Origin of the sequence: Pseudomonas sp. LG1D9, assembly GCF_002949995.1 — a bacterium.
In the GTDB taxonomy this organism is placed as follows: Bacteria; Pseudomonadota; Gammaproteobacteria; order Pseudomonadales; family Pseudomonadaceae; genus Aquipseudomonas; species Aquipseudomonas proteolytica.
The window spans coordinates 20354-44544 of the sequence record NZ_CP026881.1 but is presented as its reverse complement, the minus strand read 5'-3'; the positions used below and the strand labels follow the sequence as shown (position 1 = coordinate 44544).

Sequence of the window (24191 nt, the reverse complement as noted above, 5' to 3'; positions counted from 1 at the left end):
TGCTAAGGTGTCCGGCAACCTATAAGACCATTTCGCGAGGTGTCTGCTTGATTAGGGTGCTAGTAGTCGATGACCATGATCTCGTTCGTACAGGCATTACACGAATGCTGGCTGACATCGATGGCCTGCAAGTAGTCGGTCAGGCCGAGTCGGGGGAGGAATCCCTGATCAAAGCGCGTGAATTGAAGCCCGATGTGGTCTTGATGGACGTCAAGATGCCGGGGATTGGTGGTCTTGGCGCTACCTGCAAGTTGTTGCGCAGTCATCCGGATATCAAGGTCGTCGTAGTGACGGTCTGTGAAGAAGATCCTTTTCCCACAAGGCTTCTTCAGGCGGGCGCGGCAGGCTACCTGACAAAAGGTGCAGGGCTCGCGGAAATGGTCCAGGCCATCCGCCTGGTATTCGCTGGCCAGCGTTACATCAGCCCGCAGATTGCCCAACAACTGGCAATCAAGTCGTTTCAGCCGGTCAGTGACTCGCCATTTGATGCCTTGTCCGAGCGCGAAATTCAGATTGCCCTGATGATTGTGGGGTGTCAGAAGGTCCAGTCGATTTCCGACAAGCTCTGCCTGTCGCCGAAAACCGTGAACACCTACCGTTATCGAATTTTCGAGAAGCTATCCATCAGCAGTGATGTGGAACTGACCTTGCTGGCGGTTCGCCACGGCATGGTGGACGCCAGCGCCTGAAATGCAAGCCACTGAAATAACCGCCGCGTTTGACCCGAGTGCATTTCTTGCGACCTGCAGTGGCCGGCCTGGCGTGTATCGCATGTTCGACAGCGAGGCGCGCCTGCTGTACGTCGGCAAGGCCAAGAACCTCAAGAAGCGTCTGGCCAGCTACTTTCGCAAGACCGGCCTGGCGCCGAAGACCGCTGCGCTGGTGGGGCGTATCGCCCAGGTCGAAACCACCATCACCGCCAATGAAACCGAGGCGCTGCTGCTAGAGCAGACGCTGATCAAGGAGTGGCGGCCGCCCTACAATATTCTGCTGCGTGACGATAAGTCCTACCCGTACGTGTTTCTGTCGGACGGTGACTTTCCACGCCTGAGCATCCATCGCGGGGCAAAGAAGCGCAAGGGCAAGTATTTTGGCCCTTACCCCAGCGCCGGGGCGATCCGCGAGAGCTTGAGCCTGCTGCAAAAGACCTTTTTCGTGCGCCAGTGCGAAGACAGCTTCTACAAGAACCGTACCCGCCCGTGCCTGCAATACCAGATCAAGCGCTGCAAGGCGCCCTGTGTCGGGCTGGTCGAGCCCCAGGAATATGCCGAAGACGTGCGGCACTCGGTGATGTTCCTTGAAGGGCGCAGCAATGCCCTGGCGGATGAACTGTCCGGCGCCATGGAGCAGGCAGCCAGTGTCCTGGACTTCGAAAGGGCCGCCGAACTGCGCGACCAGGTGTCCTTGTTGCGGCGGGTGCAGGATCAGCAGAGCATGGAAGGTGGCACCGGTGACGTTGACGTAATTGCAGCCTTCGTCAATCCAGGTGGCGCCTGTGTGCACCTGATCAGCGTGCGGGGCGGTCGGGTGCTGGGCAGCAAGAATTTCTTTCCCCAGACGGGAATCGAGGAGGAGGTGGCCGAAGTCATGGCGGCGTTCCTCGGCCAGTACTACGTCAGCAGCCCCGAGCGCGACCTGCCGAGCGAACTGATCGTCAACGTGGTGCATGAGGATTTCCCCGCACTGATCGACGCGATCCATGCACTGCGCGGCCGCGAACTGGACATCAGCCACCGGGTGCGCGGCACCCGTGCGCGCTGGCAACAACTGGCGGTGACCAACGCCGAGCAGGCCCTGAGTGCCCGTCTGGCCAACCGCCAGCATGTGGCCGCGCGTTTTGAAGCGCTGGCTGACGTGCTCAAACTCGACGAGCCGCCGCAACGCCTGGAGTGCTACGACATCAGCCACTCCAGCGGCGAGGCGACGGTGGCATCTTGCGTGGTGTTCGGGCCGGAAGGGCCGATCAAATCCGATTATCGCCGCTATAACATCGAAGGCGTCACCCCGGGCGACGACTATGCCGCCATGCACCAGGCCTTGACCCGGCGCTTCAGTAAACTCAAGGACGGCGAGGGCAAGCTGCCGGATATCCTGCTGGTGGACGGTGGCAAGGGCCAGTTGTCCATGGCCCGTGATGTACTTAACGAACTGGCGGTGCCCGACCTGATCCTGCTCGGCGTGGCCAAGGGCACGACGCGCAAGGCCGGTTTCGAAACGTTGTACTTGAATGATGCGGCCCATGAGTTCACCTTGAAGGGCGATTCACCGGCGCTGCACCTGATTCAGCAGATCCGTGACGAAGCCCACCGCTTTGCCATTACCGGCCACCGCGCCAGACGTGGTAAAACCCGGCGTACTTCAACCCTGGAAGGGGTTGCAGGGGTAGGGCCAAAACGGCGGCGTGAACTGTTGAAACATTTTGGTGGATTGCAGGAATTGTCCCGTGCCAGCATTGAAGAAATAGCCAAAGCCCCCGGTATCAGTAAAAAGCTCGCTGAGTTGATTTATGCAAACCTACACAGCGAGTAGAATGCCTTCTCACCTCGTAGCCAGTTGTGCCGATGAATATCCCTAATCTGATCACCGTTCTACGCGTCCTGCTCATTCCGATCTTCATTTTGCTGTTTTACCTGCCCTATGAATGGAGCTACATGGCCTCCAGTTCGGTCTTTGCCTTCGCGGCCGCGACCGACTGGCTGGATGGCTACCTGGCACGACGCCTGGAGCAGAGCACGCCGTTTGGCGCGTTCCTTGACCCTGTGGCCGACAAGCTGATGGTCGCCGTGGCATTGGTGCTGCTCGTCCAGGAGCACGGCAACCTGTGGCTGACCCTGCCTGCTGCCGTGATCATCGGTCGCGAGATCGTCGTATCGGCCTTGCGCGAGTGGATGGCCGAAATCGGCGCACGCGCCCACGTCGCCGTGTCCAACATGGGCAAATGGAAAACCGCCGCGCAAATGCTGGCGCTGGTCATCCTGCTGGCCAACCCGTCGAACTTCACCTTCTGGGTGCTGTTGGGCTACGCCTTGCTGCTGATCGCCGCCGGCCTGACCCTGTGGTCCATGCTGCAATACCTGCGCGCCGCGTGGCCCCACTTGCGCACGACCGTGGAAAAGAAATAAAACTTTTTTGAATCAAGGGCTTGACGTGTGTTCTGGAATCTATAGAATGCACACCACCAAGACGCGGGAATAGCTCAGTTGGTAGAGCACGACCTTGCCAAGGTCGGGGTCGCGAGTTCGAGTCTCGTTTCCCGCTCCAAATATTGCGCTACAGAGTTCCATTGAATTCTGTAAGTGATTGAAATCAGGGCCTTTAGGCCCTTTTTTCGTTCCAGCGGGAGCCACTGAAATCCAGCACTATCCGGTGCGTTTAAGTCCAGAATTGAGTCCAGGATTCTGACGAGCACCGAATCGGTTTAATGCTGGAGCAGATTGTGTAGCGAGATGAGCATCTGGCCCTGACTCTGTTCAGGAGCTCGCTATGGCACTCTCAGAAATGACAGTTCGGCATGCCCGAATCACCGGTAATGACTACACCCTCGGCGACAGTGATGGTCTCACGCTCAATGTGACGGCCAGAGGCGGAAAAGTCTGGCTCTTCCGTTATTACTGGGCGGGCAAGCAGAAGCGCATGTCCTTGGGTTGTTACCCTCAAATCCCCCTCAAAGAAGCACGTACTCGACGTGACGAGGCGCGCGCCTTAGTTGCCCAAGGCATCAACCCCTACGAGCATCGTAAACAACAGCGACTTGCTGTTCATGCTGCGAAGGAACACACCTTCGAGGCCGTGTTCAATCAGTGGGTGGAGTTCCGCAGGCTAAGCCTGAAGGAAGGGCGCCAGAGCACGCTCTCGCAGATCTTGCGAATCTTCAACAAAGACGTCTTGCCCGTACTGGGTGGGAGGTCTATTTACGACATCAATCGTCACGATCTGCTGGATTTACTGAGCAGGATCGAACAGCGCAAAGCCTTAACGACCGCCGAAAAATGCCGGACCTGGTTCAACCAATTGTTCCGCTATGCGCTGGTGAAGATCGAGGGGCTAGAACACAATCCGGCTTCAGACCTTGATGTGGTCGCACTTCCCAAACCTCCGGTTACGCACAATCCGTTTCTCCGAATGGATGAGCTCCCGGCATTGATGGCTGCTCTTCGAAATTACGGTGGCGCCAACCAAACTCGGCTTGGCCTTAGGTTGTTGTTGCTGACCGGTGTCCGCACGGGCGAATTGCGGTTGGCGACACCAGATCAGTTCGATCTGGAGAAGCGCTTGTGGGTCATACCGGCGGAGGTGGTGAAACAGCTCCAGTTGGCGATGCGAAAGCCGGGTAAGCAACTTCAAAATGTACCGCCCTACATTGTCCCGCTGTCGGTCCAGGCGCTGGAGATCGTGCGTCACTTGCTGGACCAGGTGGCCCCTGCGCAACGCTACTTGTTTGCGCATCGAAGCGACCTGAGCAAGCGTATCAGTGAGAATACGCTGAATGGCGCGTTACGTCGGATGGGGTATGCCGATCAACTCACCGGTCATGGCATGAGGGCGACGATCTCGACGGCGCTGAATGAGATCGGATATCCGAAGGTTTGGGTGGATGCTCAGCTTTCTCATGCTGATCCGGACAAGGTGAGTGCGGCCTACAATCACGCGGAGTATGTCGAGCAGCGCCGGACGATGATGCAGGACTGGGCGAATCGTCTGGATCTATGGGGGCAGGGCCAGCTGAAAGCGGCAAGCTCTCCGCTTACCATCCGATTGGAGGGGGCCGCTTCGCTGCCGTCGCTGGAAAACGTGAACACGAATCCCATTCAGTATAACGAAGCCTTTCCAAAGGCAACCGTCTCGGTGCCCAAGGCTTCGGTTAGTAACGAACCAGCTCTTATTATGTTGCACCAGTCGCCTGTCGTACCTCACCCGGTCCCGACTGAAAAGCCGCATCAATCTCACGTGTCTGACATCCAGCGAGAACGTGCCGAGATGCTTGCCATTTATGAGGCCGCTAGTAATTTGCCGTTACTGGTTTTCGCTAAATTGGCCGGCAAATCCCGAGATCAGATCAACCGTGATATCAAGGCTCGCCGTCTGCTGTCCCTGAGCCTGGGGAATCGTGGTCAGCGCATTCCAGATTGGCAGCTTGATCCACTGCGGCACAAGTTGGTACTTGCTGCTTTAGCGCGGTTTCCGGATGTCGATGGGTGGATGCTTTATCGGACGGTCTGTGAGCCTCATGAGCGACTGAAGGGGCGTTCGCCAATCGATGTGCTCACTTTGGAGAATTTCGACGTGACAGCACGAATCGTTTGCAGTGCCCTGGGCCCAAGCTGAGGAACTGTTTCGTGCGGTGATAACGGATGTCGCTGCTTCCTTGGGACTATCTAGCGGGACTACACAAGTCGCCTGATGTTTCGGAGCTGGTCGGCTAGAGGAATCTATTGCGCAGGAAGGCACCATTTGGCAGTATCCCGTTCCCGCACTCTCTTGCCAGCTCTCCATCCCTCTCATTTGGGGGCTGCGTTTCGGAGGGGCAGGTAATCACCCGGCCTCGTGCCGGGTTTTTTATGCGTTCGGCAGGTACGGCTGGCGGATAAACATGGAATTCAGCTATCCCACGTATGGGGTGCTAGGGGTCGAGTGTTCGAATCACTCCGTCCCGACCATATTTTTCAATGACTTAGCCCAATCTGAAAAGATTGGGCTTTTTCATGTCTAAAAAATACTCCCACATTTACTCCCACGAATATCTTGGATCTCTGTAGATATGCCACTTGAAAGGCGTTCGACTCTCGTTTCCCCCGGGCAACTCGTATCAGTGCAAGAGTCAGAAGGCGCGAGTAGGTTTGTTAAAGGGCTGCCGATTTGGAGATCGGTTGCGGTTGATGCTGAGTCGCGCCGCGAAGCGTGGTAAGCCGGAAGCCTGTAAATACAGTTAAGGTCGCTCTCTCCAAAGAACGTTTTGACTGGGCTTCAGCAAGGTGGTTTTAGCTCAAAAAACGAGTTATGCCCCATTTTCCTCCCTCATTCGCGCCGAGTGTGCGAGCGATCGCGAATGGTGATTTCTGACGGACTCAAGTATGGCAGTGGCTAGTATTCGGTACGCCTCCTTATACGGGCGAACAACCCGTCTATGGCAAATCTTTGGTCGTTCGGAAGACGATATGGAGATGAGTGGATATCCTAAGTGCGGTCGGTGTGAGTCGGGAGCGTGTCGAGCTTACTCAGCGATGCCTGTGAATTTATCTCACCGATAAAAAAGATCGGTCTAGGGCAATAAAGAAGACAAACCGGCGCTACCATGATGGCAAAGTGTCATTGTTCTATTCGAGCATAGTCAGGTACGACGATTGACGATCCATAGCCAATACACGCGCGCAATAGATGGCAGCTTGCGTGTACATGTCCCCGTTCGGCTTTATGAGCTAACGCTAAAGCACCACCTACTGGATCAGTTAGGAGGTTTTTCCCATTTGCTCCTTGAAGTGCTCGATACGATGCCCTTTCGTAGGATCGAATGGATGCTGGAACTTATAGGGCAACCTAATCTAGGTTCGATAAACCACTACACGCCAGCGAAGAGTTGTGAACTCCAAGACTGCGATCCACCTAACGCGAGGTGCTACGTTTGAAGGATTTATTGGCAGTCGATGAGTCAGAGGCGTCGGAAATTACGACTGATTCCAACACGGCTAACCGACCTGCACGTAACCAAGGAAAGGCACCCATCCATCAACCCTCAGCAGAAGCCGAATACGTACCACCTGATTTCAGCGGGAGCCGGCGAACCAGGATTGGCTCGAGTTTCATTGAGCAGTTTGTTGCAGGACATGATGCAAGTGACGTCCTGCGCGAGCTTGTCCAAAACGAATATGACGGCGGCGGAGCTTCACTGACGCTCAACTTCGGAGGCCATTCGCTTGAGGTGGTCGGTACTGGACGAAATATAGAGCGCAATGGGTGGGAGCGGCTCTCTGTGATTGTCGGTACGGGCAATGTGCTGGGCAGCCGGCAAGAAGAGGTCGTGGCGCCGAAAGCAAATGGTATCGGCTCCAAGAATTTCGGATTACGTTCGTTGTTTCGTTTTGGCGATCAAATACACGTACGATCAGGCGGGCAGGTCGCATTGCTTGATCTTCAAACACAAGAAACAGGCCGTGAACGAGACCCGGCGTCGTCCCGGCGGAGGGGTGTTCGCGTTCACGTGCCTTATAGGCTTAAGTCGACAGAGCTGCTGGAGGCGTTTAGCGTCGAAAGAGAGGCGCATGCCCTCGATATGATGGCTGCAGGCATGCCGGACACGCTAGTCAAACTAGCACTTGCTGGAAAAAAAAGCGGACTGCGTGAGGTCATCATTCGATCGGTCCGCACTGGTCGCGTGCTTTATTGGAAACAAGACGCCAAACGCGCGCGCTCCTTTGCTGCGCGCGTCACTATGACGAAGAGGGCAGGTGCGCTCGTCGATCAAGATGGCAAGCGAATCCAGTTTCAGGAGGAGGAGTTTTTGCGGACGGTCGAAATTCCTGAAAGGTTTTCAGGACGATCTTTTCCGGCATATTACAGACAACCTGGCGGAAAGTTACGTATCGCGGTGTCGGTCCCGATCATTCGCCGGCGAATCGATCTCCGGCAGTTTGGTCACTTCTATTATCCATTGAAAGCACCCTCGTCCGTCACTGGCTGTGCCGTCAGTATCAGTGCTCCATTCGAACTCAACACGGATCGAAGCGGGATAAACGACCACGTCTGGAACGACTGGCTTATCGACCAAGCCGTCGAGCTGACACTTGATCTTCTCAAAACTGATTGGTTCGACAGATATGGCGCGGACGCATTCAAGGCACTCGTTAGCAACGGCAACCCCAGCTCGACGCGCTTTTCAAATGAAATAGCTCAGCGCCTTGCGACGGACGCTTGCTGGCCTACAGGGGATGCATCCAATCCTCACTTCGCCCGCGCGACTGAGATCGTGCTTCCTACGGATCCCGAGCTGCACGGTTTTCTCAGTGCTAATCGCTATCTGGTCCCTAAGCTTTCGGGCGACGAGGCGTTGTCCAGCTTGGCGGTAGAATGCGGTGCCAAGCAATTCACAATTTCTTCGTTAGTAAGGCTGCGATGTGCAGGTGATGATTTAAAGGGTCTTGAGACCAAAATTGGCAACGACGCGAATTACTCCTTTACGAACTATCTTGGTGCCATGACCGGCATAGACATGCAGAAACGCCAAGCTTTGGCGTTGTCGGCTTATCCGCGACGATTGAGTAAGCTGAATAAAGCCGACTTGGGTAATACTGCTTCGACTTTGAATGCTGTTGGTGAACTCTTACCCGCTGTTCGACTGATGATCGTAAGCCCAGATCTTTGGCTTGATTGCCCGGAACCTGTGGCCAACCGGCTCCATCCAGATCTCATTCAATGCAAATCAATTTCAAGTCACTGCCGTACGTTCGACGAAGAGCAATGGCTGATTGACGCCGCTGGCCGCTCCGCCTCCGCAGTAGGCGATGACCGGGAGCGAGAAACGCTCTACCGGAAGTTACTGACCAGCGAGAAGCCGATTAGCCGTCTCGTTCTATCAGCATTACGCAACAATCCTATTGTCAAGAATCAGCGTGGTCAGTGGGTAGCGCCGTCTACCATGGTGTACCTCAAAAAGCCCTTGGCAACGCAGCTCGATGCGGCGATAGATGCCCCATCGAAGGAGATGCTTAAGGCGTCAGGATTGATCGCGCGCTTGCGGATTCGTAGTTCGCTAAATGGCTCGGATCTCGTCCGTTACGCTCGATTGGTTGCCGAGCGTCCTGAGATAGCTGAACGATTTGAAAAGCTGCTTACCGAAAATTTCAATTTGCTCATTCCTGCGGTCGTAGATGAACTGCAGGTAATCCCCTGTCTGATGTCGCGATCAGGTCAGCCTACGGCTCCTTGCATGCTTCACCTCGACACGAGGGCCAATCGTTTATGCATCGATGACGACCACCGAATTGTCGGGGGGAGTCATGATCTGCTATATCGTAAGCTGAAACTCTCAGTCGCACCGGGTTTGGAGATTTTGGTCGATATTCTCAATCGCCGTATGCAAGAGGGACGGGCTCCTAATCGGCCTGATTTGATATATCCGGCGCTTGTGGAGGCCATTAAGCGCGAGCGGCGCAACAAATCTGAATTTCTTAATATGCGGATTTGTTGGGTTCACGACGGCTTCTACCCGCCCTCCGAAATCCTAGTTGGTTCCAGGACGGCAACCCCGCTAGGTGAGGTGTTCCCTCTCTACAAACATTCCGACGCAGTCGGAGATGCATATTTTGCGCTTGGCGCTGCGAGTCAGCCTAATGATACGCATTGGTCGCGCTTCTTCCGAAATGTAGCAGCCGCATGGGCAACTGACACCCACTTAACATCGGATAGACGGGCCATCCTACTAGAGGCTTACCGCCTACGTAGGAGCTTTGGCTTACCCTCAGGGCTTGAGGACGTTCACTGCTTGATCGACGATCAAGCGCGACTCTTCACTCTTGGTGAGCTGCGTTCTGGAAAACTCCTCGAACCAGATTTTCCAGCACTCGAACAAGCACTTCGAAATGCCGACAGTGCCACCGGAGTCGTTGACAGAACCGAACACGTGCGCTCATTTTTTGCAGGTCTCGGCATTCGTCCACTGTCAGCAATCGCTGGTACAAGTGAGGCTGTACTCGGTTCTTCGTGTCGACCACCACTTTGGTTCAAGCCTAAACAGGCCGAGCGCGTCATCGCCATTCTGCATAGACCGCTTCTTGCGCGTGCACTGTATGAAGTTGCCTATCGAAATCGGCATGGTCATTCAGGTTTCCAGCCAGCGTCACTTTCCATGATCAAAAGGGACCTCCTCAGTATTCGTGACATTGCTTTTTTTTCGAGTATGGAGCGTCGCTACAGCGTGGCTGGGACGAGCGTTGTCGTTCCTGCTCAGGTAGCGGTCAGTGCTGGGCAGGTCTGTGTCATTCCGCCAAAGACCAAAAGTAGATTTCAACTATTGCTTGCTGAAGCGCTTGCAGAAATCGCTGGCGCTACCAGCGTGGCGACGATGCGCAGCATCGCCAACGCATTTCTTCCGCTTCTTCTTTGTGGAACGCTTGAGGAGTTAAGAGAGTATCTAGAGCTGATGGGGCTTTCCAATAGCTTCCGATCGATCGCGGATGATGAGGAGGCCAACGAGCTCGAAGACGATGACGATGACGAAAGTGATGAGGATTTTGAGGAGCTTGCATTGCGTCAGGTCTTCGACAATCTCAACACCTCTGGTTCGACTAGCAGCGACGCGGTCCAGCCCGTTGATACAGCTACGCCGCGCATAATTAACGCTCCGCCTGCGGCACCTACTTTCGCTTTGCCGAATCTCGAAGATGTCTTGCTAACGGTCGCGCCGACCCAAGGAGTAGAAATCGAACTACGCGGAGGAGGGGGAGGTGGTGGCGGTGGAACCACGAATGTATGGCTACCACCCACGGCTGCGGAGAATGAACGGGCTAGTCGCGTGGGGCAACGTGGTGAGGAACTGGTCTATCGCATGGAGCTTCAGAAAGTACGAGATATGGGCTATGCGAAACCTGAGCTGTACGTCGTCTGGACATCGCAAGACGATCCGGGTGCCGACCATGACATCCGCTCCATTGACATCAACGGGGAGCCGCGGTGGATTGAAGTGAAATCGACTACAGGTGTGGATGGCAGATTTGACTGGCCCCGCAGAGAATTTGAAAAGGCACTGCGTGAGCGTGAGCGTTATGAGTTGTGGCGCGTTTATCGCGTCGCCGCTAAGGAACCCGTGGCAAAGTGCTTCACCAACCCATCGCGCATGCTTGGGGCGCGACAGATTACGCTTGAGCTCGGCATGTTGCGCGCCAATATCGAGAAGTTGGTTGAGTCGTTCTAGGGCAATCGCATCATGACTAGCTGAATTCTTGCCCTTACGCCGCTACTGAACTCCGGTTGTGGTCTCTGATAAGAGCGACTGGCGAGATTTCGGAAAAATTACAAAAATACGAAGGCTACGCTCCAGATATCCCACCTTTACGATCTCTTAGGTTGGTAATTCTGATGTGTATCGCTGAGGGCTGAGATTCATTGCAGCTAAAGCTGACATTTCATCCTGGCTGATCTACATTCTAGCCGTCCATCTGACTCAGGCGATCTTCATGCTGACTGGCTCCAATCACCTGTATGCAGCTTGCTATGCAGCATTGCCTATTATGAGGATGCGCAGGGCTTCAACTTGTCTGCGCGCGGGAAGACTGGGGCGTATCTCAGCCTGGGGAACCTCTGGCTCTGACTATCTAGTGATAGCGTGCGCGCCGAAGACATGCAACGTAATTTCAGGGGGTGACACGATTTGGATCTTTACTAAGCGTAATGTAATATCGCTGATGGAAACTGTTTCGGATGAGTTCTGGAAACGTTAACTTGTAATAGCGAAGTCCTAGCTGCTGCAAATTATTAGAAGGTATGGATACATGCAGGATAAGGCTCAAGATGGCACCGGTTTTTTTGACTCGGCGGTGATAAAAGTATCGGCGGTCATATTAGCTGTGGCAGTAATTTGTGCTGGAAGTGTCATTGTAATTTATAAAAAGCATTTTGCTGGCGACTATTTAGTCGATCATGCTGCATGGGGGCAGTTTGGTGATTTCTTTGGAGGGACTTTAAATCCGATACTCGCGATGCTGTCTTTGTTTGCGATATTAGGCGCTTTAATTATCCAGTCCCGAGAACTTTCTCATTCTACCTCTGCTCTGAAGGAACAAAGTGCTCATTTAAATGTTCAGGCGTTTGAAAATACCTTCTTTTCTATGGTTCTTCTTTATAATGAAAATGTCAAGACTTTAGATCTGGAAGATACTGAGAAAAAAGAGGATTATAATCAGGGGCGGGGAGCGTTTCGTATATTGCTGCGAAGACTCAAGATCAATTATGAGAACGTAAAGAAATATCATTCCACTGGTAGGGATGAGCGCGAAATAATTGCGCAGGCCTATAAGATTTTTAGTGCTGATAACGATAGGTTTATTGGGCACTACGTGGGATCTCTAAAAAGCATTATTGATTTCATAGAGGTGCGAAGCCCTAGCAATCCGTTGCAATACTACTCGATTGTTAACGCGCAGTTATCCGCAAATGAACGGCTTCTTATTTTTTACCATTCGCTGAATTGTGGTGGATCGTTAGCATTAGATAATTTAAATAAATATAACTTTTTTGGAGATATTTCAAAGCAGTTGTATTTTGATGCAGATCTTCATTCTTCTTTGGTAGTTAATCCCATTTAGTTGAGTTTTTAATTATGAATCCAAGTCAGCAACTGGCCACGAAGTCTACAAGCGTTAGTGAACTTATAAAGTCTACCTATTTTGTGGTACCTCCTAATCAGCGCGAATACAGATGGGGTTTTGAACAGCTCGAGAAGCTGTGGGATGACTTGATTACTGCTGTCAAGGAGCAAGGGCCTGGTGGTAATGCAATTGGTCACTTTTTAGGTGCGATTGTGGTGATTGGTCAAGAGCAGTCTCACGATAGCGCGAGATGGGAGATAATTGATGGGCAACAGCGGTTGACTACCATCACAATTCTTTCGGAGTGTTTGCGATCTTATACTTCCGAGATAATGGATCAAAAGATTCGCTTGAAGCTTGAGCATGTTTTACTTGATTGTGTTGTGGCGCCAAATGCCGGTTTTGTTCCCCGCCTAAAGTTGAACAGGGAAGATGATTTTTACTGCAATAGTTTATTCGAAAACCCTTCGGTCGAATCTAAGCGAGAGTATTGGGATAGAGCGGGTGATAAAAAATCCGAGGTTCAGGCCAATATTATTAGGGCGTTCGATTTTTTCTACAGCTCTATAGAAGAAGAGTTGAAAGGCAAAGATTCAGAGGAGAGGCAATCTCGGATAAGAGATCTGGTAGAGACTTTGACCGAGTTTTTTTATGTTTTGGTAGTTCGTACTGCTAATTTATCATTGGCATATCGCTTGTTTGAGACATTAAACGAGCGGGGGCTAGATTTGTCTCAAGCTGATCTTATTAAAAATGTCTTGTTGGAGCATGCAGTGTCCTCCGGCGGAAATGTAGTTGAAAGCGTTACAAGATTGTGGGATGTCTTTATAGATAATTCAGAAAGTCAGCCTGATAATAAGAAGCTAGATTTGCCTCAGTTAATTCAATTTTCTTTTACGTATCGTCATGAGCGGGTTAAAAAGGAGATGATATTTGAAGAGGTTTCTAAGGTGCTTTCGTCAACTACAATACGGGCGCTCGATTTTGCACAAGAGTTTAGTAAGGACTCCTTGAATTGGCGGCAGTTCCTACTTGGTGATTTAAAAGGGTGGGATGTCGAGTTAGAAGATTTGAGGTACGCAATTGTAGATCCATTATGGAAGTCGCACTGTGCTTCTTTCATCATGGCAATAATGGATAAGCACGGCGAAAATGTCGTAGCTCTTAAAAAGTATCTAGTTCTTGCTGAGAACTACTTGTTTAGACAGGGGCTTATTGCAAAAGACTCTGTGGGTTCGTTGCAAGAGTTTTTTGGAGAGGCATCCGCGATGGTAAGAGCGGATTTGTCACTCGCAGAAGTGTCGAATTATTTCTCGAGAAAAAGTTCGGATGAGCGGTTCGTGGAGAATTTCTCAAAAGCTGCTGTGAGCAATATTAGGCAAGCATTTTACATAATTTGGAAAATAGAAAATTACATCAAACCAGTTTTGGATACGAGGCCGCGTAACAATAATGCTTCCCAGAGAGTAGAGTTTATAATGCCAAAGAAGCCAGGGATGGAGTGGCTGGGAGTGCAAGAAAAAGAAGGTTATAGTGGATACTTAAATAGAATTGGCAATCTTCTTATGCTTCCTCATGATGTCAATCAGACTGTGAAGAACAAGGCTTTGTCTGTAAAATTTGAGAATGATGATAATTTGGACTATTTGCGAAGTGGCTTAAGCTTGCCAGTCAGTGTGGCAAAAAATACTCACAGTTGGCTGGAGAAAGGGGAGTGGACTTTTGAAAGTATTGCCAAGCGACAATTGTATCTTGCTGAAACCTATGCAACAAATGTTTGGCCTCTAAAGTTTGAGGAGTGATATTTTCTTTCAATGATTGTGGTGTAGCCCTATGTTCTCCTGTTATGGTAATGGACATAGGGCAATCGATTAGTATTAGTTAAATACAGCGGAGCAGTGCAATCGCCGCTGTTGATAAAAGTTTGGTCCAGTCTACTGACTGGGGTGACAGATACGCGGACAGCTTGAGATGAGGCAACCAGGATACCATTTTCTTCGGTGTAGACCCTGTAAGTTATCGTAGTGGCGAAATCGCCGCAAACTACATCGCAGTGGTTCTACACTGTGCGCTTACCCACGGCTCTTCAGGCCATTCCTCGATTCTATTTGGCGTTCCAAACTAAGTCGTCACGCGTCTTCCGAAATGGCGTATTGTCTCGTTAGCAACGAGTGCGGTTGTAACAAGCTCGTTTTAGTGCCTTTTTTTTCTTCGCCTGTTACTCTGACGTTGGAACTTTAGATTCGTAAACGAAAGGACGCCAAGGATGAATATCAAGCCCGTTCATGCTGCTGTAGGAGATGTTTTTGGAGATAAGACGGTTTTCTCCGTCCCTAAATATCAGAGAGGTTATGCTTGGGATTCTGATTCCGTTCAAGATTTCATTTCTGATGTGGATGTATGTTATCGCTCGCGTGTAGGTGGAGCGCATCGTGAGCATTTCCTTGGCGGTATTCTTAGCATTAAAAGTGATATTGAGGGGGTTGCTAATGCTGTCCATTATCAGCTAGTTGATGGTCAGCAGCGAATAACGACAATTGTGTTGTTCGGGTATGCTCTGATGGACGTCTTTAGTGAACTCGCGGGTTTTCTTGATGATCTCGAACTCAGGAAAAGGGTTGAGCACTATATAAAAAATCTCAAGATATCATTTGTTACTCACGAGCAGGTGGTTAATCGAGTTGTCACAAGTGCCAATGTTCTCACTTTGTCTAAGAAAGATGAGGGTTATTTTCGAGGTTTATTGGCAGGAAACGAACCAGATTGTGAAATTGACTCGCATGAAAAGTTATTATCCGCAATGGGTAAAGTTGTTGCGTATTTGAAAGAAGTACAAAATCAATGTGACGATTTTGCCGCGAAAGTTGACGCTCTTGAGCAGGTACATGATGTATTGCTCAGCGATTTTTCAATGCTTCATATGGTCGCGGAGAACAAACCAGATGCATATAGATTATTCCAGGTAATTAACGATCGGGGCGTTTCGCTGACAGATGGAGATTTGCTAAGGGTTAAGACCTTGGAGCTTTTGGAAGGTTATGGTGATGAGCAGTTAGCGGCTGAACAAATTTGGGACGATATACTGTCGGACAAGCCAAATAAAACGTATGATTTTTTACAGTGGATATATGAGTCTCATGCATATAGGCGAGCTAGGTCTGGTGCACTCGCTGATGTATATATGGAGGCATTTTTCGAAGGGTTGGCACCAGGCGGAGTAAAAAAGAAAGATGCAAAATATATCATCGCGCAGCTAAAAGTTATTCATGCAGATGTGGAGCGCTGCAGGGCTTTTACAAAGGGTGAGTGGATATTTGCAGATCAAAGGCCTGTGACGCCCTGGGATAGAGCCCGGTTGGCAAGCTTGGTCGTTCATTTAGGGCACACCCTCAGTGTTCCTCTATTGCTGGCTGCAAGTGAACTGGGTCATGTTAACTTCAGAGATATTGTTTTAATGCTTGAGCGAGCATTTTTCAGGTATAAAATTATTTGCAACGAGCATGTAACTCCGCTAAAGGGGCTTTATTATTCAGAATGTGAAGTCATACGTACTCAAGGTACTGCGTATAGCGTAAATTCACTAAGGCAGAAGCTAGGGGGCTTGCTTGAGCAGCGTGCACCATTACATAACTTTATCAATGGTTTGATGTCGTTGCATTATCAAAGCAAAACAGGAGGCAATAAAAACATAAAGCATTTTCTGATGATGCTTGATTCCTATTACGCTTGGTACGAGAGTGGGGCGGTAGGCGTGCCCAAATGCTTTGAAGGACATAGATTGTTGGATTTTGGGGAGACATCTATTGAACATGTATATCCAAAAAATGCAAAAGCAGCAGATATCGATATAGAGATGGAGCCTAGGAAAAATTCCATTGGCAATCTAACTATCCTTGATCCGGAGATAAACTCAATGGCCGATAACGATAATTTTGCGGCTAAACGAGGTGTCTTCAAATCGTCGTCGATTGCGTTAAATCAAAAAATCGGCAAGAAGCTCAAGTGGAATTTGAAAGCTTCTGTTGAGTATGAAAGGAATGTACTGGAAATGGCACGCCATATCTTCGTTGTGTAAAGTGAATCGTGCCGGCGGTGCTTGTAAGTTATCAAGTGCGTCCTGTTCCGTCGGCGTCAAATTACTAAGGCTAAAGGGAATATGGATCCTATCGTTAATTTTAAGATCGACCCTAAAAGCATCGGAATAATGGTGAGGCTTGCCTCACCTGTGAGTATGTGACCATTGCGATGGGTGATAAACCGCATCGCTGGTCAAGATTGTTGATTATTTACTAATCAGTAGCGCTACGTCTTTGAGCGAGCGTATATGCCCCATTTTATGAAGACCTACCTCGATCAGGGACGCTACATGCCTGACGGGATCCCAGTCTAAATCACTTTGATGTGTGAATTGCCTGAGCAGCGCTTCGTAAATATCTAAGTGCTCACCAAATAGGGTGGGGGCATTGAACTCCTGTCCTTCTAAATCCGATACGCTGGCATTGCCTAGGCCATTTTCATCGGCCAGAGCAAGGGCGATTGCGTACCGGCTTAAGATATTAGGCGTTAGACCAGTCTTAGATTTAAGATATTTTAGTTTTGCGGTTGACGAAATTGAAATCCTGAATTTGTGCGGAAATGTGTTCATGCGTTATTAACCCACCGCCAGAAATATCCTTCCTCGGCTTGAGTAGATCGAGTTTCTGGGTTGTATACCAGGTGATAGGAGTGAGAAATACTTCCCTGAAGTCCCTCATAAAAAGCGTAATCAATCTCTGTATCTGTCGAGAGAATAATTACTTGATGGCTGGTTTTAGGGAAATAATTCTCCACGAGTTTTTTACGATGAACAGAATCGAGGCGACCAAGCGGCGTGTCGATTACTACTGGCAGGCTTCGCCCCGACGTTCGCGCTAACGCCTCTAGAACAGAGATTGCGAATATCTGCTTCTCACCTGCTGACAGCTCATCCTTACGTAGCGATACACCCTCATCGTCAATAAGAACGACCTCGAAGGAGCTAGGATCAATCTGGATACTGAGGTTTCGATCTTCTTTGCGCGCGAGACCGTTGAATGATATGAAAAACTGCGACTCAAGTTCTTTGAGCTTTTCAATTCGAGCACGTGCAGAGAACTCTCTTAAAACTTCTCTGGCATTTTGTGCAAGGCCGGTTAGACGCTCTGCTTCTTGGGTTTCGGCAATTTCTGTATATAGTTCATCTAATTGGCGTGCTGCAGTGGACAATTGATTGAGAAGTGTCTTCGCTTCCTCAACTATCAAAGATCTTTGTTCTTCTAGAACGGACAAGCGCCCTTGTAGCTGCCCTTGTTCGTTAAACAGTGGCATTAGCACTTTTTCTTCTGGGGCTCGAGCAATATTTTCTTTAGCAGATTCGATTCCGGTGTCAGTGTCCTGAAGCTTTGCCACTAGACCAGCGGCTCGTTGTTGGAGCGCTCCCATATCATTCATCAGGCGGTGAGTGATGCTAGATCGCTGGGTGTCCGAGAGCTCATGTACTGGCGATAGGCTTCGATCGCTATTACCGAGTTCTGAACCGAATGTCCTAAGGAAAATATCTTGAAGGGCAGGTCTCTGCTCCTTGCTGATTTTTAGCGTCGATTCGAGTTCTGTCAGAAAATTGATTTTCTGACGCTCCAAATATTCAGAAAGAACCTGCACTTTTTCCGCGCGTTGCTCAGAGTCCAGTTGTACGAGGAGTTTTTCGTTCAATTTCCGGGTAATTGCAAACGGAAGTAAGCCACTCAGCATCTCATGCAAAGTATGCTCTATGGCTTTTTTCTCACTCGCCAGTGAGTCAAGACTAGCTATTTCTTCCTCTCTTGTAGCGCTCCAGGCACCGCCGCGCGCATTAATACTTGCCTCAATGTTGGCCAGGTTTTTGTTTGCCTCGACGGTATTGACACGCATATGGACAAGTTTTTCGCGTGTATCAGCGAGCTGCTTCTTTAGATCCTCGTAAGTTCGTTCTGCTTCAGCTATTTTTTGCTTGCGATCTTCAGATGCTTTTTTTACTGAGCGGCCTCTGATGATCACGGATAGGTCAGAATGCAGCCTGTCGATGAGGTCCAAGCCTAAAAGTTTGTTGATCGACTCTCGTAGAGCGTCCCCGGATGTTTCTTCAGCGAGGCTTGCGATTTTTTCGCCGTCAAAGAAGAACAGCTCGGATACGCCAATCGGGATCAGCTCGTTAAGAAAAGCTTGTGCCTGATCATATGAAAGCTCGGTCAGGTGTTTGCCGTCCCTGGAAATTATAAGGCCTTCTTTGATCTTGCCGCCACGATCAATAAACCAATCCCGGGTCAATTGATAACTCGAGATGAGCCCATATTGCGCATAGCGGAAGGTAAGTTCGACAGCCGCCCGTGTAGGTTTGGCAATGCTGTTGTGTGCTCTATGGATGCAGTCACGAAGATATTGGTGATAGTCGACAACTGTTGCGCCTGAGCCCAGTACGCCTTTGCCATACAAAGCAAGCTTTAGCGCGCTTAGAATGGTTGTCTTACCGCCGCCATTTAAACCGCCGAACAAAACGATAGGCGCGTTTTTGCCTCTTTTGATCTTAGGAACCAGATCAAAGTTGTGGGCTCCGCTAAAAACTCGGAAATCTAGTACTGAAAGGGAATCAATAATCATTGCAGCAAACCATCTATTTCAGCTTTCATGGATTCGAAAGCGGTTTTATATGTGTCGTTAACTTTAGGAATGGCGCGCCGCTCCATAGCTTCATCAAGTCCACCCCAGTCCTGCTCCAGGATTTTCTGCAATTCCTCCAGAATGCCTTTGCGGCGTGACAGGCCGGAGAACGACTGCTCTGTATCGATCAGCTTCATGATCAATACTGCCGGCACACCATGTTCCGCTTCCAGTGCATTGAGGATGGCGGCATCAGGCTCGGTGAACGCGCCGGCATCATTCTTGATCCACTCAACCGTATCCGCGGGATAGACCTCGGCATAAATTTTAGGAAGTGAATCAACCCAGTCCGGCTCATTCGGGTCTTTCAGCCATTGCTGGCGGATTACTTGCAGTTCATCACGGCCGATCAGTTCGATATCACGATCCGTCTCACGAATACCTTTCTCAATCTCCAGAAGCAGCTTCAGCCACTCTTTGCGATACTTCATCCAATACGGGCCAGGCACGTGTTTGGTTGCAGCATTTGTGTCGTCGTCTATAGCCCCTCTCGCGAAGGTCACTTTTCCGGTACGACGTTTGTAGTTACGGTATTCAGTTTTGTTTTCGGGGAGTGAGCTGGCATGTAGCTGGTTGCGGAACTGCAGCAGCGGCAGCATCCAATCCTCGCCGCTGTTTACGAGGCCCTCGATTGCTTTGTCATGAGTCACCACGGTGCACGTCCAGCAGCCGAAGCGTGAATTGCCACAGGATGGTGTATTGGTGTCGATTACCAGTGGGCACTCGCCAGCGTTGGAGTCTTTGTACAGCTCAAACAACACTCGATTGGAGCCGCCCCAAGGCCTGGCAGCACTCATGAGATATTCCCAGACATCGTCAGCGTGCCATAGCTCAATGGGCATATAGGTATAGGCATTTGGCAGGGTGGTATGCCGGCCCAAAGCAGATCCATCGATTTTGTGGCGCGTGATCACCTGCGCACGCGTGTTGCTTTCTTCGCGTCTCGAGCCGAGTACCACCACGACTTCGCCGAAACGGGCTACCTTGTCTTTGATAAATTCGCTAACTGGATCGATTTTCATCCGCTCTGTGCACCAGCGAAACGCCTTGGTCGGTGCTGGGTAGCCCTTACCTAGGAGGTTGGCCCAGAACGTTTCTCCAACTTTAGGGGTGACAGAATGGGCTGTCATCGGAATCTGATCTTGAACGGCTTGAGCGTTCACCGAATCAAGTACCTGGCGGATCATGTCGACTACTACAGGGGTTTCTACTCGAGTGTCGGAGGAGACGACGTACACGTGCTTGTGGCGTTCTTCAGGCGGCAACATCTTCAGGGCATAGTATGTGAGCGACAGGATGACGGTAGAGTCCTTGCCGCCGCTGAAACCCACTACCCATGGGCGATTATCGGCCTTGTAGATGCTTTGAAGCTCACGGATAGCATCCGCTAGCGGTCTTCCAGAAATGATCGCTTCTTGAACGAAATCATCGTGCGATGGATAGAGGAATTGATCATTACTCATTATTGAGGAAACCTGTTTTCTAACTCGCGTTCAACCGTGGATAGCGGGACGCCAAGTTTTTTCTTGATAAGACTTGCTGTGAGCGCCACGTTCGTTGTGGCTTTAGAGATCCGGCCGTGAACCATGGCGCGACCTTCCCATTCCGGGTTTGCTCGAGACCAATCGATGCTCCGGAGCTGGCTTATGGTATTTTTCCATTCAGACTCCTTACGGATTATCAGTTCAGATCCGACAAGTCCCATTGCTTGCAGCAGCACGCCGTGGGCGTGAATGTAATTGTCCCGTAATTCGGACGTCGACAGCTCTTTGTTTTTTGCTCTGATCCAATCAGGCATCTGCAAGGACACCTCTTCCCAGAACGATTTTGCGAGCTCCCGCTCATTCTGCGCAATGAGATCCCCTTTCCCTTTTTTCAATAAGACGCGGGAGGCGTTTTTTATAGCGCTTAGGGTGAATAGCTTGGAGCTGCGGGGAGAGAGGCTAGATTTCTCCAGCTCTGTCATCCTGGAGAAAATTTCGACGTTTTTGGCCAGGTACCTGGCCAGATCGGAAATTTGGTCTCGATGATCGTAAAGCGTGCTTATTGAATTACTCGGTCTCACAGCATGCTTGTTGAGATCAGCAAACATTTGTTGACTACGATTCAGCCCCTCATCAATGAAGAAAAGCACGGGGATGTTGTCGTAGCCAAGTTCTGGATTTTCGCGGATAGCTTGCTCAATGGCTGCCCGACGGTGCTGACCGTCGTTGATTAGAATTTGAGCATCCATTGGTATGGTTAGCGTACCGATGCTTTGCTCTAAGCCAGTATCGGAAGCAGGATTGAATTGGACTACCCCATCAACAGAAGCGGTGATTGCAGAGAGGGTGTAGTCGTCGCGATTGTCAAGCAAATATGCGGAAATCTCAGGAACCCTAGCCAAGTTCAACGTTCGCTGTGCGCGCAAATCCGCAGGCACATTTTCCTCGTTGAAAATGAAAATCTTTGGCACAAGGCGCATCGGGCACATCGCTATGTAGCAAGGCCTCCCGGCTTGAATGCCTCGGACGCAGGGGAAGGAATGAATATAGGTCGTCATGTGTTCGCATGTCTTTTCTCTGCAGGTACGTTATTTTGCATATTTTTAACATACACGCAAGGCGGGATGTCGCGACGGTACGGTCCAGCAGCTTGCTTGTGAGTTGAGGTCAGTAGGGCGACGGGTTAAACAGCGGAGCCTGCGCGTGGTAGACGTCAAGTTTTTGAGTGCGGAACAGAATGACAGTATGGATACCTGTATCTGGGTGGTCGTTAATCTGCATTTCTCACATGCTTGAAGAGATCGCTGATGCGCTGCGTTGGGCACACCGACGCTTCGGGAGGAGCGTGTCATGGATAGATCTGCAGCTAGATTGTAAGTGACAAAAATATAGAATCTGGGAGGCAATCCTTGCATGGGCAGTGCCCAAGAAAAGAGTTGGACGGCTGCCTATGTGAGGTCGTTAGCCATCATCAAGCGCAAGAAACGGGTTGTTTGGTGGTATCGATTCTAAAAGTGATGTCGGCTCCGCAATCAGATATCCCTTCAAAGTTGTTTTCTTCCTGGGACCTTGCACTTTGCACGCCCAGATGTTCAAACCATCAGCGCGCTTTCGGTGGACCTTCAGCTTCTCAAATTGCTTCTGCACCCAGCGCCATTCTTCGATCTCTTGACCGGTGCCATGAGACACACCAGGAAACTCCTGCGCATAGCGTTGAAAGAGGCCAGGGGTCACGAGAAATACAGTGCCGTCCACCGTGTGAACCTTCGCCTTGCTGTCATTGATGACCAGCTTGTGGCTCAAGATGCTTTCTTTGACCCAATTCAGAAATGCCTGACCTGGGCCATCCAGCGAGGTATTTGAGATTTCGAGAGTGCTTGCTGACGATTCAGCGCTGACCTCAGGCTCTTCCAGCTCGAACATATCCAATAGCGTGCCGAGATAGTCAGCGTCTTCCATCGCCATGGGATCGGGTTGCGATGGGCTTTGACGCGATCCTGTACTGACAGTCTCTGACGCTGCTGGTGATGCCGGGGCGCCAGTCGGGTGGTCATGGACTGCAATGCTCACTGTTCCGCTGAAAGCTTCGGGACGTTCTTCGTTCCTCCAGATCAACGCCGGCTGAAGGCGCAGAAAGGTAAAGCTCTGCTCCCAGTCTCCCTGCGTCACCAGCGCGGTCCAGATGGCTTTGCCTTCTGGGGTGGACTCGGCCAGCCCATGCGACTGGAGTTCATCGAACACCGCGATGTTGGATGAGGGAATACCCTCGATCGACTGCGACAGCAGATAGGCTCGCAGCTTGTCCGTGACCGTCTTGCTGACCAGCCACAGCGCGTCTTGGGTCAACCAACCCGCGGCGCCCGGCTGGTTGAGTTTTAGCTCGTGCTGAACCAGATGACGCAGTCCGCTGACCAAATGGTGTTGCAACGAATGAACTGGTGCTTGCAGCGCCTTGCTAGGGTTACCTCCGATATTCTGCGCGGTGGAGAAACGGTCGGCCTGAATGACCAACTCACCGAGCACGCCGGCACGTTCGTACTGGCCGGCCAGGACATACAGCAAGCTGCCCCAGAGCGACGGAAAGCCACTGAGCCAATCGAGGATTGGGCGGTCGAGAATTTGGGTGTAGAGCAAGCCTACGGCGGCGCCGTGCAGGTGGTAGTCACGACCCTTGATGTAACGAAAACGGTAGGGCTGATCTAGGGAGCCCTGCCAAGGATGCCAAACACGGCCATCCTGGCGTTCGACCAGCAGGTCCACGGCGATCTTGCCGATGTCATGCAGCAGGGCACCATAAGCGATGCCAGCCGACCAGGCATCGGTCTGGGCGGCTTGGTCTTCGGGCGCGGCGCCGGTGGGCAGTAGATACGACTGACGCAGTTTCAAACTGCAAGCGACCAGCTCCAGGCCATGGTCGAGCATGCCACCGAGATACGCATGGTGGTGCGTCTCGCTGGCCGGGAGTTGCTGGACCTGTTCGGCGTAGCGATGGATTGGATTTAAGTAGAGCTGGGTGAATTGGACGTGGGAGAGGGCGGTGTATTGCCAGATGCGATCGAGCAACTGACGGCGGTGCTCCACTGCTAAGAGGGTATGGGCTGACTCGACGGACAGGTAACCTTCGGCGACGTTGACGGTCGGTGGCGGAGGAGGCTTCTGCCTTTTGTGGCGAAACAGACTGAGCATCAGGACCTCCGGGAAATGGTTGGGTCAGTGGCCTTTTAGCCTTTTCGGATAGGGCTCTTACCCTTGACTCCCCATTCCCCTTCCAACCCTTACCTATCCTTTTGGTGTGTGTCCTTTTGTGCGGCAATCGGAATATTGATATGGCAAGACATCGTTTTGTTGGAGGGCTGGTACGGAAAAGACAAGAGTCGGTACACTGCGGTGCGAATTTTCTCGGGGCTTGCCATGAATCTGACAGACGCCACGCTGGTGCTGCTGCTTGCGGCACGTATCCATGGGACAGACGAAGCCGTCAGAGCCTCGGCGAAGAGCCTGGTCAAGAAGTTGCCGCGCAGTAAGCGTGATCTGATCTACAAGGTAATCGATAGCCGTAGTCCGCTCGAACTGGTGGATTTTCTGGCACAGAACCTGGATTCGGAATGACAGGCTGATGGATGGAGCCTTTCTTCTGAGCATAAAAAAGGGCCCAACTCGCGTTGGGCCTTTTGACGCGTTTGCAATGGTGAGGTAT

At 51.1% G+C, this 24191-nt stretch carries 14 protein-coding genes and 1 tRNA gene; 10 read left to right on the top strand and 5 right to left on the bottom strand.

All coding sequences use genetic code 11. The features are described from left to right. The first annotated feature begins 47 nt into the window (after positions 1-47). The 9 genes from uvrY to C5F71_RS00160 all read left to right on the top strand — a co-directional run bounded on the left by uvrY (position 48) and on the right by C5F71_RS00160 (position 16371). Positions 48-689, top strand: coding sequence for a UvrY/SirA/GacA family response regulator transcription factor (gene uvrY, locus C5F71_RS00200; protein WP_029293774.1), 642 nt, complete (start codon positions 48-50; stop codon positions 687-689). Positions 690-705: 16 nt separating this feature from the next. Beyond that, entirely contained in the window at positions 706-2529 is a 1824-nt protein-coding gene (gene uvrC / locus C5F71_RS00195) for an excinuclease ABC subunit UvrC (RefSeq protein ID WP_029293775.1), read from the top strand. A 32-nt stretch (positions 2530-2561) separates the two neighbouring features. Continuing rightward, a complete protein-coding gene (gene pgsA, locus C5F71_RS00190) occupies positions 2562-3122 on the top strand; it encodes a CDP-diacylglycerol--glycerol-3-phosphate 3-phosphatidyltransferase (RefSeq protein WP_029293776.1) in 561 nt (186 codons plus the stop codon). Between the two features lie 63 nt (positions 3123-3185). Continuing rightward, a tRNA-Gly gene (locus C5F71_RS00185) sits at positions 3186-3261 on the top strand. 222 nt (positions 3262-3483) lie between these two features. Continuing rightward, on the top strand, positions 3484-5325 hold the full coding sequence (locus C5F71_RS00180) for an integrase arm-type DNA-binding domain-containing protein (RefSeq protein WP_104910344.1): 1842 nt from the start codon (positions 3484-3486) through the stop codon (positions 5323-5325). A gap of 1294 nt (positions 5326-6619) precedes the next feature. Further along, on the top strand, positions 6620-10903 hold the full coding sequence (locus C5F71_RS00175) for a DUF3883 domain-containing protein (RefSeq protein WP_104910343.1): 4284 nt from the start codon (positions 6620-6622) through the stop codon (positions 10901-10903). 577 nt (positions 10904-11480) lie between these two features. Continuing rightward, positions 11481-12293 carry a putative phage abortive infection protein gene (locus C5F71_RS00170; protein ID WP_104910342.1) on the top strand — a complete coding sequence of 271 codons (813 nt, stop codon included), beginning with the start codon at positions 11481-11483 and terminating at the stop codon, positions 12291-12293. A 14-nt stretch (positions 12294-12307) separates the two neighbouring features. Further along, positions 12308-14098 (top strand): DUF262 domain-containing protein, encoded by a 1791-nt coding sequence (locus tag C5F71_RS00165; protein ID WP_104910341.1) that lies wholly within the window; start codon positions 12308-12310, stop codon positions 14096-14098. A 464-nt stretch (positions 14099-14562) separates the two neighbouring features. Then, entirely contained in the window at positions 14563-16371 is a 1809-nt protein-coding gene (locus tag C5F71_RS00160; RefSeq protein ID WP_104910340.1) for a DUF262 domain-containing protein, read from the top strand. A gap of 207 nt (positions 16372-16578) precedes the next feature. Here the strand turns inward: C5F71_RS00160 and C5F71_RS00155 are convergent, their stop codons facing one another. The 5 genes from C5F71_RS00155 to mobH form a co-directional block, all read right to left on the bottom strand. Continuing rightward, positions 16579-16941, bottom strand: coding sequence for a DndE family protein (locus tag C5F71_RS00155; protein WP_104910339.1), 363 nt, complete (start codon positions 16939-16941; stop codon positions 16579-16581). After that, entirely contained in the window at positions 16938-18950 is a 2013-nt protein-coding gene (dndD, locus tag C5F71_RS00150) for a DNA sulfur modification protein DndD (protein WP_104910338.1), read from the bottom strand. The genes C5F71_RS00155 and dndD overlap by 4 nt, the downstream gene beginning before the upstream one ends. Next, positions 18947-20473: a DNA phosphorothioation system sulfurtransferase DndC gene (dndC, locus tag C5F71_RS00145; protein WP_104910337.1), complete on the bottom strand. Its 1527-nt coding sequence runs from the start codon at positions 20471-20473 to the stop codon at positions 18947-18949. The genes dndD and dndC overlap by 4 nt, the downstream gene beginning before the upstream one ends. After that, on the bottom strand, positions 20473-21552 hold the full coding sequence (gene dndB, locus C5F71_RS00140) for a DNA sulfur modification protein DndB (protein WP_104910336.1): 1080 nt from the start codon (positions 21550-21552) through the stop codon (positions 20473-20475). Before dndB ends, dndC begins: the two co-directional genes overlap by 1 nt. Before the next feature lie 403 nt (positions 21553-21955). Beyond that, entirely contained in the window at positions 21956-23680 is a 1725-nt protein-coding gene (gene mobH, locus C5F71_RS00135; RefSeq protein ID WP_104910335.1) for a MobH family relaxase, read from the bottom strand. A gap of 225 nt (positions 23681-23905) precedes the next feature. On the opposite strand from mobH, the gene C5F71_RS00130 reads away from it, so the two are divergent. After that, positions 23906-24103: a hypothetical protein gene (locus C5F71_RS00130; protein WP_061449399.1), complete on the top strand. Its 198-nt coding sequence runs from the start codon at positions 23906-23908 to the stop codon at positions 24101-24103. Positions 24104-24191: the final 88 nt, after the last annotated feature.

Coding starts and splice junctions, on each gene's coding strand:
- pgsA (WP_029293776.1), top strand. CDS start 2,562: ATGAATATCCCTAATCTGATCACCGTTCTACGCGTCCTGCTCATTCCG.
- C5F71_RS00180 (WP_104910344.1), top strand. CDS start 3,484: ATGGCACTCTCAGAAATGACAGTTCGGCATGCCCGAATCACCGGTAAT.
- C5F71_RS00170 (WP_104910342.1), top strand. CDS start 11,481: ATGCAGGATAAGGCTCAAGATGGCACCGGTTTTTTTGACTCGGCGGTG.
- C5F71_RS00165 (WP_104910341.1), top strand. CDS start 12,308: ATGAATCCAAGTCAGCAACTGGCCACGAAGTCTACAAGCGTTAGTGAA.
- C5F71_RS00160 (WP_104910340.1), top strand. CDS start 14,563: ATGAATATCAAGCCCGTTCATGCTGCTGTAGGAGATGTTTTTGGAGAT.
- C5F71_RS00155 (WP_104910339.1), bottom strand. CDS start 16,941: ATGAACACATTTCCGCACAAATTCAGGATTTCAATTTCGTCAACCGCA.
- dndD (WP_104910338.1), bottom strand. CDS start 18,950: ATGATTATTGATTCCCTTTCAGTACTAGATTTCCGAGTTTTTAGCGGA.
- dndC (WP_104910337.1), bottom strand. CDS start 20,473: ATGAGTAATGATCAATTCCTCTATCCATCGCACGATGATTTCGTTCAA.
- dndB (WP_104910336.1), bottom strand. CDS start 21,552: ATGACGACCTATATTCATTCCTTCCCCTGCGTCCGAGGCATTCAAGCC.
- mobH (WP_104910335.1), bottom strand. CDS start 23,680: ATGCTCAGTCTGTTTCGCCACAAAAGGCAGAAGCCTCCTCCGCCACCG.
- C5F71_RS00130 (WP_061449399.1), top strand. CDS start 23,906: ATGAATCTGACAGACGCCACGCTGGTGCTGCTGCTTGCGGCACGTATC.